13 protein-coding genes are annotated in these 14,041 nt (G+C 67.7%); 7 read left to right on the forward strand and 6 right to left on the reverse strand.

Annotation, left to right across the window (positions count from 1 at the left end; genetic code table 11):
* Positions 1–16: 16 nt before the first annotated feature.
* On the reverse strand, positions 17–1,618 hold the full coding sequence (locus G8O29_RS01495; protein WP_166401454.1) for a bifunctional metallophosphatase/5'-nucleotidase: 1,602 nt from the start codon (positions 1,616–1,618) through the stop codon (positions 17–19).
* 152 nt (positions 1,619–1,770) lie between these two features.
* Between G8O29_RS01495 and G8O29_RS01500 the strand changes: the two genes are divergently transcribed.
* Entirely contained in the window at positions 1,771–2,109 is a 339-nt protein-coding gene (locus tag G8O29_RS01500; RefSeq protein ID WP_166401455.1) for a DUF952 domain-containing protein, read from the forward strand.
* Complete coding sequence (locus G8O29_RS01505; RefSeq protein WP_166401456.1) at positions 2,106–3,167, forward strand: quinone-dependent dihydroorotate dehydrogenase; 1,062 nt, start codon at positions 2,106–2,108, stop codon at positions 3,165–3,167. Before G8O29_RS01500 ends, G8O29_RS01505 begins: the two co-directional genes overlap by 4 nt.
* A gap of 42 nt (positions 3,168–3,209) precedes the next feature.
* Here the strand turns inward: G8O29_RS01505 and G8O29_RS01510 are convergent, their stop codons facing one another.
* From G8O29_RS01510 to G8O29_RS01530, 5 genes are all read right to left on the reverse strand, one after another.
* On the reverse strand, positions 3,210–3,446 hold the full coding sequence (locus G8O29_RS01510) for an Lrp/AsnC ligand binding domain-containing protein (RefSeq protein WP_166401457.1): 237 nt from the start codon (positions 3,444–3,446) through the stop codon (positions 3,210–3,212).
* Positions 3,447–3,467: 21 nt separating this feature from the next.
* On the reverse strand, positions 3,468–5,015 hold the full coding sequence (locus tag G8O29_RS01515) for an ATP-dependent DNA helicase (RefSeq protein ID WP_166401458.1): 1,548 nt from the start codon (positions 5,013–5,015) through the stop codon (positions 3,468–3,470).
* A gap of 39 nt (positions 5,016–5,054) precedes the next feature.
* Entirely contained in the window at positions 5,055–5,240 is a 186-nt protein-coding gene (locus G8O29_RS01520) for a hypothetical protein (RefSeq protein WP_166401185.1), read from the reverse strand.
* Between the two features lie 126 nt (positions 5,241–5,366).
* Positions 5,367–6,659: a crotonyl-CoA carboxylase/reductase gene (gene ccrA / locus G8O29_RS01525; protein ID WP_166401459.1), complete on the reverse strand. Its 1,293-nt coding sequence runs from the start codon at positions 6,657–6,659 to the stop codon at positions 5,367–5,369.
* A gap of 106 nt (positions 6,660–6,765) precedes the next feature.
* Complete coding sequence (locus G8O29_RS01530; RefSeq protein WP_166401460.1) at positions 6,766–8,124, reverse strand: 1-acyl-sn-glycerol-3-phosphate acyltransferase; 1,359 nt, start codon at positions 8,122–8,124, stop codon at positions 6,766–6,768.
* Between the two features lie 185 nt (positions 8,125–8,309).
* Between G8O29_RS01530 and G8O29_RS01535 the strand changes: the two genes are divergently transcribed.
* The 5 genes from G8O29_RS01535 to G8O29_RS01555 all read left to right on the forward strand — a co-directional run bounded on the left by G8O29_RS01535 (position 8,310) and on the right by G8O29_RS01555 (position 14,030).
* Positions 8,310–10,265: a methylmalonyl-CoA mutase family protein gene (locus G8O29_RS01535; protein ID WP_166401461.1), complete on the forward strand. Its 1,956-nt coding sequence runs from the start codon at positions 8,310–8,312 to the stop codon at positions 10,263–10,265.
* Positions 10,266–10,473: 208 nt separating this feature from the next.
* Positions 10,474–11,178 (forward strand): purine-nucleoside phosphorylase, encoded by a 705-nt coding sequence (gene deoD, locus G8O29_RS01540; RefSeq protein WP_166401462.1) that lies wholly within the window; start codon positions 10,474–10,476, stop codon positions 11,176–11,178.
* Positions 11,179–11,235: 57 nt separating this feature from the next.
* Entirely contained in the window at positions 11,236–11,670 is a 435-nt protein-coding gene (locus G8O29_RS01545; RefSeq protein ID WP_166401463.1) for a rhodanese-like domain-containing protein, read from the forward strand.
* 66 nt (positions 11,671–11,736) lie between these two features.
* The gene (glyA, locus tag G8O29_RS01550; RefSeq protein WP_166401464.1) at positions 11,737–13,050 is read left to right on the forward strand and encodes a serine hydroxymethyltransferase; all 1,314 of its coding nucleotides are present in this window, start codon (positions 11,737–11,739) and stop codon (positions 13,048–13,050) included.
* Positions 13,047–14,030, forward strand: coding sequence for an aldo/keto reductase (locus G8O29_RS01555; RefSeq protein ID WP_166401465.1), 984 nt, complete (start codon positions 13,047–13,049; stop codon positions 14,028–14,030). The genes glyA and G8O29_RS01555 overlap by 4 nt, the downstream gene beginning before the upstream one ends.
* Positions 14,031–14,041 lie beyond the last annotated feature (11 nt).

Here is a 14,041-nt window from a genome sequence, read left to right on the forward strand (position 1 = left end):
CGTCCCGGGGGCCGGCCTAGGGCTTCACCGTGATCCGCCCGTCCGTCATCGGCGACACCGGGCCGGTCCTGGCCATGTATTCGGCCAGCACATCGGCCAGATCGGGCCCGAAGTCATAGGCATTGGCTGCATCGACGAACATCCGGAACCCGTCGCCGCCGCCCCGGACATAGTTGTTCGACACCACCTTGTAGACCGCCGCCGGGTCGATGGGCCCCCAGGCTCCGTCCGCGTCCATCACCATGACGTCGGACACGCGTGCGCCGGCCGGAGCCTTGGGATCGAAGCTGTATTTCAGCCCGGCCACCTGAAGGAACCGGCCCGCGCCCTCTTCCACCTTGCTGACCCCGTTCTCCAGCGCGGCCAGCAGCGTTGCCCCCGTCACTTCGAAGGTCGAAAGCGTGTTCTGGAACGGCAGCACCGTCAGCACCTCGCCCATCGTCACCGGCCCGGCGTCGATCGAGGCGCGCACCCCGCCGCCGTTCTGCAAGGCGATGGTCACGCCCTGGCCCCGGACCCGATCCAGCATCGCCTCAACGATCAGGTTGCCCATCGGGCATTCCACCGCGCGGCAGCTTTCGCGGCTGCCGTCGATCCCGGCGGCGGCTTCGGCAACGACCTTGTTCTTCAGCGCTTCGATCGGCCCGCCCAGTTCCTTGACCCGCGCCTCGATCTCGGGGTCCGGCGCGACGCTGGCGTCCAGCAGGATCGTGTCGCCCTCGGCAAACTCCAGCCGGCCCGCATCGTCGAAGGTCAGGATCAGGTGGCCGACATATTTCGAATAGGCATAGGCCTGCACCACCGGCACCAGATCGCCCTCGCCGCGGGTGACCCAGGTCGGATAGGCCCCGGCCCGCCTGGGATCCGTCGCCGACAAGAGACTGTGGCTGTGCCCGCCGACAACCGCGTCGATCCCGGGCACGGCGGCCGCGATCTCCAGGTCCTTCGGCAGGCCGACATGGGTCAGCGCAAGGATCTTCGTCACGCCTTCCGCCTCCAGCGCGGCGGCATCGGCGCTCAGGCTGTCGATCTCGTCCTGAAAGAGGACCGACGGCCCCGGCGACGAGGTGTCCACCGTGTCCGTCGCCAGGGCCGAGACGATGCCGATCTTCTCGCCGCCGACCTCCAGCACGACATGGTTCGCAACCCGCCCGCCCAGGAAATTCGACCGGCTGACGTCGGTGTTGCCGCTGATCACCGGGAACGTCGCCTTGTCAAGGAACCCGGCTAGACCTTCCGGCCCGTCGTCGAATTCGTGGTTGCCCAGGGCCATCGCATCGAAGCCGATCCGGTTCATGAACTCGGCCACCACCTCGCCCTTGTAGGTAGTGTAATAGAGGCTGCCCTGGAACTGGTCGCCCGCGTCCAGCACGATGACATTGCCGCCCTCGGCCCGGATCCGGTCGCGCAGCTCGCTGATCTTGGCCGCGACGCGGGCGATACCGCCAAAGCACTTGTTCTCGGCCGCATCCTCGGCCGAACAGGTGCTGTCGAAGGCGTTGATCGCCTCGATCCGGCTGTGCAGGTCGTTGATGTGAAGGACGTGGAGCGTGTAATCCGCCCGGGCCAGCTCTGCCGTCAGGGCAAGGGTGGCGCTGGAAAGCAGAAGCATGCGCATGGAAGGCTCCCGTGTTGGTTGAACAGAACAGGCTGACTCGCCCGCAGGCGAGTGTCAAAGTCCGGTTGTCCTGACGTGACAAGCGACTGCAACACCCGCGTGACAGCCGGTGGCGGATTGACCTTGCGCCCGGTCACGGGCAAAAGCGCGCCATGCTGATCCTCAAGATCTTCCGTCGCTCCGAATGGGATGCCTTCCGCGCGGCCGGGGAAACCCGCGGCGCGCCGGTCGATCTGGCCGATGGCTACATCCATTTCTCGACGCCTGCCCAGGTGGTCGAAACGGCCGCCCGATGGTTCGCCACGGAAAGCGATCTGGTGCTGGTGGCCTTCGACCCGGACCGGCTGGGGGCCGAGCTGAAATGGGAACCCGCGCGCAACGGGCAGCTGTTCCCGCATCTCTACCGGCCGCTGCGGATCGAAGAGGTGGTCTGGGACAAGTCGCTGCCGCTGGGGGCCACCGGCCACATCTTCCCCGAGGGGTTGTGGTGAGCCGTATCGAGCGGCTGGGCCTGGCCATTCTGCACCGGATGGACCCGGAACGGGCGCATGGCCTGTCGCTTCGGGCCTTGCGCGCGGGCCTTGTGCCCCTGCCCGGCCCGGTCGATCTGCCGCGGCTGCACCTGACCCTGGCGGGGATGCCGCTGCTGAACCCGGTCGGGCTTGCCGCCGGCTACGACAAGAATGCCCAGGCCATCGGTCCGCTGTCGCGGGCGGGCTTCGGCTTTCTGGAAGTCGGGGCCGCGACGCCCCTGCCGCAGGCCGGCAACGACCGTCCGCGCCTGTTCCGGCTGACCGAGGACCGCGCGGTGATCAACCGCTTCGGCTTCAACAACCAGGGCATGCAGGCCATCGGCGCCCGCCTGGCCGCGCGCCCGCGCGGGATGGTGCCGGTCGGGCTGAACCTCGGGGCCAACAAGACGTCGGACAACCGCGCCGCCGATTTCGCCGCCGTGCTGGCCCATTGCGGCCCGCATGTCGATTTCGCCACGGTGAATGTCAGCTCGCCCAACACCGAGGGCCTGCGCAACCTTCAGAGCCGGACGCTCTTGGCCGACCTCCTGACCCGCGTGATGGAGGCGCGGCTGGCCCTGGCGCGGCCGATCCCGGTCTTTCTGAAGATCGCGCCCGACCTGTCGCCCGGAGAGCTGGAGGACATCGTCGAAGTTGCGCTTCTGGCGCGGGTGTCGGGCATCATCGCCACGAACACCACGCTGTCCCGCGAAGGTTTGAAATCTGCAAATCGGGACCAGGCTGGGGGACTTTCCGGGGCGCCATTGTTCGAAAAGTCCACAAGGCTATTGGCCCGACTGTCGCATCTGACGCGGGGGATCCTGCCCCTGATCGGGGTCGGCGGCGTGGGTTCGGCCGAAGAGGCCTACCAGAAGATCCGCGCCGGGGCCTCGGCGGTGCAGCTTTACAGCGCGATGGTCTATCGGGGGATCTCGATCGTGCCGCAGATCGCCACCGGCCTTGACGCGCTTCTGGCCCGCGACGGCTATGCCAGGGTCTCGCTGGCCGTCGGCACCGGACGCGACGCCTGGCTCTGACCCCGACAGCCCTTTTGTCTGACGGTAAACCTCCCGGCGGGCTCAGAACGCCTTGAACGTCATCGTGGTCAGCGTCCGCTGGATGCCCGGAATGTCGAACAGCTTCGACGACAGGTAATGGCCCACGTCCTGATCTTCGGGGATATAGACCTTGGCGATCAGGTCGTAGTCGCCGCTGGTCGAATACATCTCGCTGACCACCTCGCGATCCCAGATCGCATCGGCGACCTCGTAGGTCATGCCCGGCGTGCAGCGGAACTGGACGAAAACCAAAGCCATCGCGGCCTCCCTTCTCCTGCGCTACCCTAGATCGCCCGCAGCGGAAGGGGAAGTCCCGCCCAGCGCCAGGGGCGAGGGCTGGCGCTTCAGATCCTCGATCGACAGGGGAACCTCCGGCCGCGCCAGCCGGTTCCGCACCACCCAGCGCAGGCGTGTCTGCGCCCGGGTGATCGCGACATAGGCCAGCCGCTTCCACAGCGGCACCCCGGCCTCGGACCGCCCCGATTGCGCCGCGGCATAAAGATCGGGGGCAAAGACCTGCACCTCCTCCCATTGCGAGCCCTGCGCCTTGTGGATCGTCACCGCCGCGCCGTGCAGGAAGGCCGCCCCCATCCGCGCGGCATGCGGGATGAAGGGCTCTTCCTCGTCCGGCTTCTCGATCTTGATGATCGAGGCCGCGCTGACCTGCGGCTCCTCTGCCCCCACCACATGCAGCCGCGCGAACCCGTCGCGGTTGCCCTCGCCCAGGTAGATCACCTGCGCACCCTTGATCAGGCCGCGGGCCTCCAGGTCGATGCGCTTTTTCCGGTGCTTCAGCGGCAGTTCGATCCCGTCGCAGATCAGAGGCTCGCCCGGCAGCAGGGCGTCCTCCGGCGCGCCATAGGCCGCCCGGAAGGCCTGGATCAGCCGCACCCGCGTCGCGTTGCGCCAGACCAGGACCGGCGAGCGCGCCATCAACCCCGCCTCGACCCTTTCGGCCCAGACCACCCGGTCATCGGCCCGCGCCTTTTCCTGCACCAGCGCCTCGAAATCCTGAAACCCCAGCCGGTCGTCGCCCAGCGCATGGGCGAGGTCCAGGATCGGATTGTCCTCTGCCTGCCGGTGGATGCGGTGCAGGATCAGCTTGCGGCCCTCGCTCAGCCGGTCGAACACCATCTGACCGGACTGGCCGACCGGGGCCAGCTGTGCGGGATCCCCGAACAGCACCAGCGTCGGGAAGATCTCGTGCAGATCCTCGAACTGGCGCTCGTCCAGCATCGAGGATTCATCGACCAGGCCCACATCCAGCGGCTCTTCCCGCCGTTTCCAGCCCTTGATGAAGTCCGATCCCTTCAGCCCCGCCGCTGCCAGCGCGCCCGGAATGCTGGCGACCTGGCTGTAGAACGCATGCGCCCGGTCCAGCGCCAGATCGGTCAGCCCCTCGACCGAGGGGCGCGACCCCGTTCCCGCCAGCCATTCGGCGATCTTCTCGTATTCCGGGTCATAGACCGGGGTATAGAGAATCCGGTGGATCGTCGTCGCCGGCACCCCGCGCAGGCGCAACACGCTGGCCGCCTTGTTCGTGGGGGCCAGGATCGCCAGCGTCCGGCGGTCCTTGCGCCGGCGTCCCTCGTAATCGCCGCTGATCACCTCGACGCCTGCGGCCTTCAGACCCTGGAAAAGCTCGGCCAGCAGCATGGTCTTGCCCGATCCCGCCTTGCCGAGCACCGCCAGCACCGAGCTTCGCCCCTCGGCCATCGGGGTCAGAGCCCCTTCGGCAAGGTCGATCCCGGCCCCCAGGAAAGCGGCCGCGAGGCGATCATAGGCCTCGGCCTGGTCGTCGGAAAAGGTCAGAGCGGGCGCCTGCATGGTCGGACCATAGCCGTCAGGACCGGCAAGCGTAAGCCGTCAATGCATCTGCCGACCGGACGGCGGGGCGTGCGGCGCATCATCCTGTCCGTCCTGCGATTCCGCGATCTCGACCCTGGCCTCCTCAAGCGCCTCGGCCACCCGGGCGGCCAGGCGCGGAAGGTCGTTCCGGGTTGCAAAGGCAAGCAGATCCGACAGAACGTCGAAAACCCAGTCGTGGCGCATTCCGTCCCTCGCCCGAAAGCTGTGCTGCCACGGCCCCCGGCACCCTCGACAGGCGCCAGAGGTCGCGGCGACTCACTTAAGCACAGAAATCCGGCCGATGGGTGAATTCGTTGTCTGGGGTTGCGTCTAGCGGTTTCTGCTCGCCTCAAGCGTGTCCTCGAAGGTGCGCAGGCCGGTCCGCGGCGCCTGCACCAGCACCGCCATGTTGCCCGGCTTGTGCTGGTTCTTCCACATCAGCGTATGCGCCTTGGGGATGTCGGCCCAGGGGAAGACCTCGGACATGCAGGGGTCCAGCCTGCGCTCGATCATCAGCTTGTTGGCCGAGGACGCCTGCTTCAGATGCGCGAAGTGGCTGCCTTGCAGGCGCTTCTGGTGCATCCACATGTAGCGCACGTCGAAGGTGCAGTTGAAGCCGGTGGTGCCTGCGCAGATCACCACCATGCCGCCCTTCTTGCAGACCAGGCTCGAGACCGGGAAGGTCGCCTCGCCCGGATGCTCGAACACCATGTCGACGTTCACGCCCTTGCCGGTGATGTCCCAGATCGCCTTGCCGAAGCGCCGCGCCTCCTTCAGCCACTCGTTGTATTCGGGGCTGTTGACCTTGGGCAGCTGCCCCCAGCATTTGAACTCGTTGCGATTGATGACACCCTTTGCGCCCAGGCCCAGCACGAAATCGCGCTTCGATTCGTCGCTGATGACCCCGATCGCATTGGCACCGGCGGTGTTGATCAGCTGGATCGCATAGGAACCCAGGCCCCCCGACGCCCCCCAGACCAGCACGTTCTGCCCCGGCTTCAGGTCATGCGGCTCATGCCCGAAGAGCATCCGGTAGGCGGTGGCCAGCGTCAGGGTGTAGCAGGCCGATTCCTCCCAGGTCAGATGCTTCGGGCGCGGCATCAGCTGCTGGGCCTGCACCCGGGTGAACTGGGCGAAGCTGCCGTCCGGCGTCTCGTAGCCCCAGATCCGCTGGCTGGGGCTGAACATCGGGTCGCCACCGTTGCATTCCTCGTCGTCGCCGTCGTCCTGGTTGCAGTGGATCACCACCTCATCGCCGACCTTCCAGCGCTTGACCTTGTCTCCCACCGCCCAGACGATGCCCGAGGCATCCGACCCCGCGATGTGATAGGGCTGCTTGTGCCCGTCGAACGGGCTGATCGGCTGGCCCAGCCCCGCCCAGACCCCGTTGTAGTTGACGCCCGCCGCCATCACCAGGACCAGGACCTCGTGGCTGTCGATGGTCCAGGTGTCCACCACCTCCTGCTGCATGGCCTGTTCCGGGGGGCCGTGCCGGTCGCGCCGGATCGCCCAGGCATACATCTGCTTCGGGACATGCCCCAGCGGCGGCATTTCGCCCAGCTCGTACAGGTCCTTCTTCGGCGCGTCGTAGATCACCTGGGCGTTTTGCGTATCCAAAGCCAACATAGCCTCCAACCTTATGCCGCGCCGCAGAATCGCTGCGCCCTCGGCAGCAGATAAACTTTCTCCGCGCAACTTTGCAATAGTCTGAATGACCGATATTGAAATTTTATGTCTGCGGCGTCGCAGAAAGATCGGTTGCCGGCACCGATTCCGCGTAGAATGCCAGCAAGGCACGCTCAGAGGCCACGGGCTGCAAGGCGTCACTCACGATCCCCCGGCGGATCAGCGGCACCAGCCCCTCATCGAGGATCGCGCCGATCCCGTGTGGCGGCAGCTTCAGGACCGCACCCCGCGCCTGCAAGGCCGCGATCAGGCGTTCCACGCGCGCCGCCAACTCTTCTCGGCTGGCCGCCCCCTCGCCCAGCGCCTTCGCCACCAGAGGCACCGGCAGGACCGGCACCACCACAGCGACCGCCGCCATCAGCCGCGCACCCAGCGTATCGACGGTCCCGCCGCCCGCCAGATGCTCACGCAGGCTGACCGGCGCGCCGAACGCCGCTGCGGCCGTCCCGAACCCCTTCGTCCGGCCCCGGAACCGCGCCCACAGGAACCCGATCGCGTGCCAGGCGACCCAGAGCGGCCGGTTGCGGAACCGCCGCGTCTCCGACTGCGCAGCCTCGACCAGCACCCGGTCCTCCAGAACCCGGTCATAGGCCAGGCCCACCGGGACAAAGACCACATCGCGGTCCCCCGGCTCCCAGCCCTCCACGATATAGCTCAGCAGACCCAGCTTTGCCGGCCCCACCCGCCCATCCAGGCTCAGCCCGCCTTCGGGGAAGATCGCCTGCGTCGTCCCCTCCTCGGTCGCCATCTGCACATAGCGCGCCAGCACGCGGCGATACAAAGCGTTCCGGCTACCCCGCCGGATGAAATAGGCCCCCATCGAACGGATCAGCGCCGACAGGGGCCAGACCCGCGCCCATTCGCCCACCGCATAGCTGACGGCCGATCGGTCCGCGACCAGCCATGTCACCAGCACATAGTCCATGTTGCTGCGATGGTTCATCACGAAGATCACCGTGGCCTTCGGGTCCAGATGCGCCAGCGCCTGATCCACCTTGCCGACCCGCACGCGATACAAGAGCCGGCTCAGCCATTTCGCCGCCCGAGTGCCAAAGCCGAAGTAGACCGTCGCGGAAAACCCCGGCACGATCTCGCGGGCATAGCGCCGGGCCTCCTCGAAGGCGACTTCCCCCGGCACGCCCGTCTCGGCCGCATGGGCCATTGCGGCCTCGACCACCTTCTGGTCATAGGCCAGCCGCGCCACCATGTCCGACCGCCGGGCCAGCTTGAACAGGTCGATCTTGCGGTCCAGCCGCGCGTTCAGCTGCGACAGCGCCTTCTCGGCCCGCCGCCGGAAGAACCAGCGCACGGATGGAAACAGGAAATGCGTGGCAAAGCTGATCGCGGCGAACCCCAGGATCAGGACAAGCAACCAGACCGGAACCGCCACCGTGCCGAACATCGGCAAAGCCTGCCCCAAACCGCCCCCCGCGTCGATGACTTCGTCGCGCCCCGGCCCCGTCCCGCGACGAGACGCCGAAGGCGCACAAGCGGCATCGCCGCAGCGCAGCGATTGACATTGGCATGATCTTTCCCGTATGCCATCCCTAACGCAATAAAATTACCGCCGCGACTCGCGAGGCTCCGATGACCGCTGAAAAACCCTGGCTCTTCCGCACCTATGCCGGCCATTCCACCGCCGCGGCGTCGAATGCGCTGTATCGCACCAATCTGGCCAAGGGTCAGACCGGCCTGTCGGTCGCCTTCGACCTGCCGACCCAGACCGGCTACGACAGCGACGACCCGCGCGCGCGCGGCGAGGTCGGCAAGGTCGGCGTCCCCGTCGCCCATCTCGGCGACATGCGCACCCTGTTCGCGGACATCCCGCTCGAACAGATGAACACCTCGATGACGATCAACGCCACCGCCCCCTGGCTTCTGGCGCTCTACATCGCCGTGGCCGAGGAACAGGGCGCGGACGTGTCCAGACTCCAGGGCACGGTGCAGAACGACATCATCAAGGAATACCTCTCCCGCGGCACCTACATCCTGCCGCCCGAGCCCTCGCTCCGCCTCATCACCGATGTCGCGGCCTACACCGGCAGACACCTGCCGAAGTGGAACCCGATGAACGTCTGCTCCTACCACCTGCAAGAGGCCGGGGCCACGCCGGAACAGGAACTGGCCTTCGCGCTCGCCACCGCCTGTGCGGTCCTAGATGATCTGAAAGTGAAAGTTCCTGCCGCAGATTTCCCTGCAATGGCGGGCAGAATGTCGTTTTTTGTCAATGCCGGCATCCGCTTCGTGACCGAGCTGTGCAAGATGCGCGCCTTCACCGCGCTCTGGGATGAACTGCTCGAAACCCGCTACGGCATCGCCGACCCGAAGTTCCGCCGCTTCCGCTATGGGGTGCAGGTGAACTCTCTCGGCCTGACCGAACAGCAGCCGGAAAACAACGTCTACCGCATCCTGATCGAGATGCTGGCCGTCACGCTTTCGAAGAACGCCCGCGCCCGCGCCGTCCAGCTGCCCGCCTGGAACGAGGCGCTGGGCCTGCCCCGCCCCTGGGATCAGCAATGGTCGCTGCGCATGCAGCAGATCCTGGCCTACGAGACCGACCTGCTGGAATATGACGACCTCTTCGACGGCAACCCCGCCATCGAGCGCAAGGTCAACGAACTGAAGGCCGGGGCTCTGGAAGAACTCGCCCATATCGACGCGATGGGCGGGGCCGTCGCCGCCATCGCCTACATGAAGGGCCGCCTGGTCGAGGCCAATGCCGAACGTCTTGCCCGGATCGAATCCGGCGCGACCACCGTGGTCGGTGTCAACCGCTTCACCACGACCGAACCCTCCCCCCTCGCCACCGGCGAAGGCGCGATCATGCAGGCCGACCCGCAGGCCGAGGCCGACCAATGCGCCCGCCTTGCCGCCTGGCGCGAGGCCCGCGACCCGCAGAAGGTCGCCGAAGCCCTCGCCGCCCTCCGCCAGGCCGCCCAGGCCGGCGAAAACATCATGCCTGCCTCGATCCTCTGCGCCAGGGCGGGCGTCACCACCGGCGAATGGGGCGGGGCGATGCGCGCGCTTTACGGCGAATACCGCGCGCCCACCGGCGTCAGCCGGAACCCGTCCAACCGCACCGAGGGCCTTGAACCCGTCCGCGACGCCGTCGCCGCCGTGGCCACCAAACTCGGCCGCCCGGTGCGGCTCCTCCTCGGCAAACCCGGCCTCGACGGCCATTCAAACGGCGCCGAACAGATCGCCGCCCGCGCCCGCGACTGCGGGATCGAGATCACCTATGACGGCATCCGCCTGACCCCGCAGGAAATCGTCACTGCCGCCGCCGAGAAACAGCCCGATGTGATTGGCCTGTCCATCCTGTCCGGCAGCCACCTGCCCCTGATCCGCGAAACGCTCGACCTGATGCGCCAGCACGGCCTGACCCAACCCCTTGTTGTCGGCGGCATCATTCCCGACGACGACGCGCAGAGGCTGAAGGCGATGGGCGTGGCGCAGGTCTATACGCCCAAGGACTTCCAGCTGAACCGGATCATGCTGGATCTGGTGGCGCTCGCCGACCCCGCGCCGGTCGCGGCGGAATAGGGCGCCGAACCCGCGCCTCCGCGCGCTTCGGGCGGCGCCACGATGGCTGACGATCTTCAGTCGGCTTTTCGTGCCATCCGGTGCGCCATCTCTCCCTACCGGCTTGCGGCCTGGCCTGTTGATCGGGCAGGGTGCGCGCGACACGCAGTCGAAACAGTTGACCCCTAGGCAATGCGTTGCTGCGCAACCGACCAGGAATGAGGGACAGATGACCTTCCACATCGGCGCCAGGCCGGGCGAGATTGCCGAAACCGTGCTGCTGCCCGGCGACCCCTACCGTGCCCGCTGGGCCGCGCAGACCTTCCTCAAGGACGCGGTTCTGGTGAACGAGGTGCGCGGGATGCTGGGCTATACCGGCACCTGGAACGGCCACCGCGTCACCATCCACGGGTCCGGCATGGGGATGCCCTCGCTGTCGATCTATGCCAACGAACTGATCCGCGACTACGGGGCCAAAACCCTGATCCGCATCGGCTCGGCCGGGGCCCTGCCCGAACATGTCAAGGTCCGAGACGTGATCCTTGCCCAGACCTGCTCGACTGTCGGCTCGCCCTCCCGGACGATCTTGAAGGAACTGAACTTCGCCCCCTGCGCCGATTTCCACCTGCTTTCCAAGGCTTACGCCGCCGCCATGGCCCGCGGCACACCCGTCCATGTCGGCGGGATCTATTCCTCGGATACCTTCTACGACGAACGCCCCGACCTGTCGGAACAACTCCTCCGCCACGGCTGCCTGGGGGTCGAGATGGAGGCGGCCGAACTGTATATGGTCGCCGCCCGCCACGGCGCACGGGCGCTTGCCGTCCTCACCGTCTCCGACCACATCACGACCGGAGAGGCCCTGCCCGCCGACCAGCGCGAACGCAGCTTCGGCGCGATGGTGGAAATCGCGCTGGAGGCGGCCTTTGCCTGACCCCTTGCGCCGCGCAAGGCGGCTTCCATCTCTGCTTGCCAAGACAAGGTGCGCCGCATGACCCGTCGCCGTCTGGTGCTTTTCCTGCCCGTCGCGCTCCTCGCTACCGGGTCAGGGTATGCTTTGCTGCAACCGGCAATGGTCGGGTCAACGCTTGACGCCGAAACCGCCTTTCGGCGTACCAGGGCAGGCGATCTTCTGCTGATCGACATCCGCCAGCCCGACGAATGGGCCGCGACCGGCAGCCCGCAGGGCGCGCACCGGCTTGACCTGCGCAGCCGCGATTTCCTCGACCGGCTTTCGATGCTTGCAAACGGCGACCGCAACCGCCCCATCGCCCTGATCTGCGCCACCGGCGGCCGGTCCGCCCGCCTGGCACGCGCCCTGACCAGGGCCGGTTTCACCAATGTCCTCGACGTCTCCGAAGGCATGCTCGGCTCTTCCGCCGGTCCCGGCTGGCTTGGCCGTGGCCTGCCCACCGTCACCGACTGACCGCATCCCGCGCTTGCATCTGCCGCGCCGGGCGGCTTTCCTCTGCCGACCTGATCGGAGTCCGTCATGCCCCACCTCGCCCCCCGCCCCTGGGTCCCGACCGAGACCCATGTCCAACGCCTTGCCGCCGAGGCCGCGAAACCCTCTGCCCAGGTTGCCGCCCGCCTCGACGCGCTTATCGCCCGCAATCGCGAAATCCACGATCAGGACTGCTTCAACCTCAACCCCGCGACCAATGTGATGAACCCGCGGGCCGAGGTCGCGCTGGCCTCCGGCCTCGGCTCCCGCCCCTCGCTGGGCTACCCCGGCGACAAGTATGAAATGGGGCTTGAGGCGATCGAGGAGATCGAGGTCATCGCCGCCGAACTTGCCGCCGAGATCTTCCAGGCGCGTTTCGCCGAAATCCGCGTCGGCTCCGGCGCGCTGGCCAACCTCTACGGCTTCATGGCGCTGGCCAGACCGGGCGACAGTATCATCGCGCCCCCTGCCAGCATCGGCGGCCACGTCACCCATCACGCCGCCGGTTGCGCGGGGCTTTACGGGCTGACCACCCACCCCGCCCCCATCGACGCCGACGGCTACACGCTTGATCTTTCGGCCCTCCACGACCTCGCCCACGCCGTCCGTCCGAAGGTCATCACCATCGGCGGCAGCCTGAACCTGTTCCCCCACCCGGTGGCCGAGGTCCGCAAGATCGCCGATCAGGTGGGCGCCAAGGTCCTGTTCGACGCCGCCCATCAATGCGGCATCATCGCCGGGGGCGTCTGGGCCAACCCGCTCACCGAAGGCGCGCATCTGATGACCATGTCCACCTACAAGAGCCTCGGCGGCCCTGCCGGAGGCCTGATCGTCACCAACGATGCCACCATCGCCGAACGCCTCGACGCCATCGCCTTCCCCGGCCTCACCGCCAACTTCGACGCCGCGAAATCGGCGGCGCTGGCCTATACCCTCCTCGACTGGCGCGACCACGGCGTAGCCTATGCCACGGCCATGGTGGAGCTCGCAAAGGCCCTCGCCCGCGAACTCACCCAACTCGGCCTCCCCGTCTTCGCCGCCGACCGGGGCGCCACCACCTCGCACCAGTTCGCCATCGAGGCCGCCCCCTATGGCGGCGGCCAGGCCGCCTCGAAAACCCTCAGGAAAGCCGGCTTCCTCGCCTGCGGCATCGGCCTGCCCCTCCCCGACGTGCCGGGCGACCTGAACGGCCTGCGCCTCGGCACGCCGGAACTCGTCCGCCGCGGCGTCACCCCCGCCGACGCCCCCGCGCTGGCCAGCCTCATCGCCGAAGCCCTGCGCTCCAACGCCCCCGAAACCCTCGCCCCCCGCACCAAGGCGCTGCGCGCCCGGTTTCAGGGCCTGCATTATGTTACGCCATGAGAACCCGCAAACTCGGCCGCTCCGGCCCCGACGTTTCCGCCCTCGGCCTTGGCTGCCTGTCCTTCGGCGGCATGTTCGGCCCTACGACCGAGGCCGAATCCCTGCGCACCCTCGACGCCGCCTGGGAGGCCGGGATCACCTTCCTCGACACCGCCAACGGCTATAGCAAGGGCGTCTCCGAGACCGTCATCGGCACCTGGCTGAAACGCTCCGGCCACCGCCCGCACATCGCCACCAAGGCCGCCTTCACCGACGACCCCGCCCGCCGCATCGACAACCGGCCCGAACACCTGCGCGCCGAACTTGAAGGCTCGCTGAAACGCCTCGGCCTGGACCACGTCACCCTCTTCTACGCCCACCGCCACGACCCCCGGATCCCGGCCGAGGACCTTGCAGGCACCATGCAACGCCTGCACGCGGAAGGGAAAATCCTCGGCTACGGCCTGTCGGAAGTCGGCCCCTATACGCTGGAACGCTGCCACGCCGTCCATCCGGTGATGGCTGTGCAAAGCGAATACTCGCTCTGGACCCGCACGCCGGAACTTGGCCTGATCCAGCGTTGCGCGCAGTTGGGAGTGGCCTTCGTCCCCTTCTCCCCCCTCGCCCGCGGCGCCTTCGGAACGCCCATGGCCGACCCCGCCAGCTTCGCCCCGAACGAATTCCGCAGCCGCATCCCCCGCTTTGCGCCCGAAAACTGGCCGCACAACAAGGCACGGCTCCACGCCTTCCACGCCTTCGCGCGGCAACGCGGCTTCACCCCCGCCGCGCTTGCCCTGGCCTGGCTTCTCGACCGCGCGCCCCACATCATCCCTATCCCCGGCACCCGCACGGCCGATCACCTGCGCGCCTGGGCCATGGCCCCCGAGATCGACCTGACCGACGACGACCGCCAGGAAATCGACCGCCTCCTGCCCATCGGCTGGGCCTGGGGCGACCGCTACGACGACCACATGGCCGCGACGGTGGAACGCTATTCCTGACCCGGAGGCGC

The sequence above is a fragment of the Rhodobacter calidifons genome, from assembly GCF_011174775.1.
Taxonomy (GTDB): domain Bacteria; phylum Pseudomonadota; class Alphaproteobacteria; order Rhodobacterales; family Rhodobacteraceae; genus Tabrizicola; species Tabrizicola calidifons.

Excerpts from the sequence above, each read along its gene's own strand:
- G8O29_RS01495 (WP_166401454.1), bottom strand. The coding sequence starts at position 1,618 with ATGCGCATGCTTCTGCTTTCCAGCGCCACCCTTGCCCTGACGGCAGAG.
- G8O29_RS01500 (WP_166401455.1), top strand. The coding sequence starts at position 1,771 with ATGCTGATCCTCAAGATCTTCCGTCGCTCCGAATGGGATGCCTTCCGC.
- G8O29_RS01510 (WP_166401457.1), bottom strand. The coding sequence starts at position 3,446 with ATGGCTTTGGTTTTCGTCCAGTTCCGCTGCACGCCGGGCATGACCTAC.
- G8O29_RS01515 (WP_166401458.1), bottom strand. The coding sequence starts at position 5,015 with ATGCAGGCGCCCGCTCTGACCTTTTCCGACGACCAGGCCGAGGCCTAT.
- G8O29_RS01520 (WP_166401185.1), bottom strand. The coding sequence starts at position 5,240 with ATGCGCCACGACTGGGTTTTCGACGTTCTGTCGGATCTGCTTGCCTTT.
- G8O29_RS01530 (WP_166401460.1), bottom strand. The coding sequence starts at position 8,124 with ATGTTCGGCACGGTGGCGGTTCCGGTCTGGTTGCTTGTCCTGATCCTG.
- G8O29_RS01535 (WP_166401461.1), top strand. The coding sequence starts at position 8,310 with ATGACCGCTGAAAAACCCTGGCTCTTCCGCACCTATGCCGGCCATTCC.
- deoD (WP_166401462.1), top strand. The coding sequence starts at position 10,474 with ATGACCTTCCACATCGGCGCCAGGCCGGGCGAGATTGCCGAAACCGTG.
- G8O29_RS01545 (WP_166401463.1), top strand. The coding sequence starts at position 11,236 with ATGACCCGTCGCCGTCTGGTGCTTTTCCTGCCCGTCGCGCTCCTCGCT.
- glyA (WP_166401464.1), top strand. The coding sequence starts at position 11,737 with ATGCCCCACCTCGCCCCCCGCCCCTGGGTCCCGACCGAGACCCATGTC.
- G8O29_RS01555 (WP_166401465.1), top strand. The coding sequence starts at position 13,047 with ATGAGAACCCGCAAACTCGGCCGCTCCGGCCCCGACGTTTCCGCCCTC.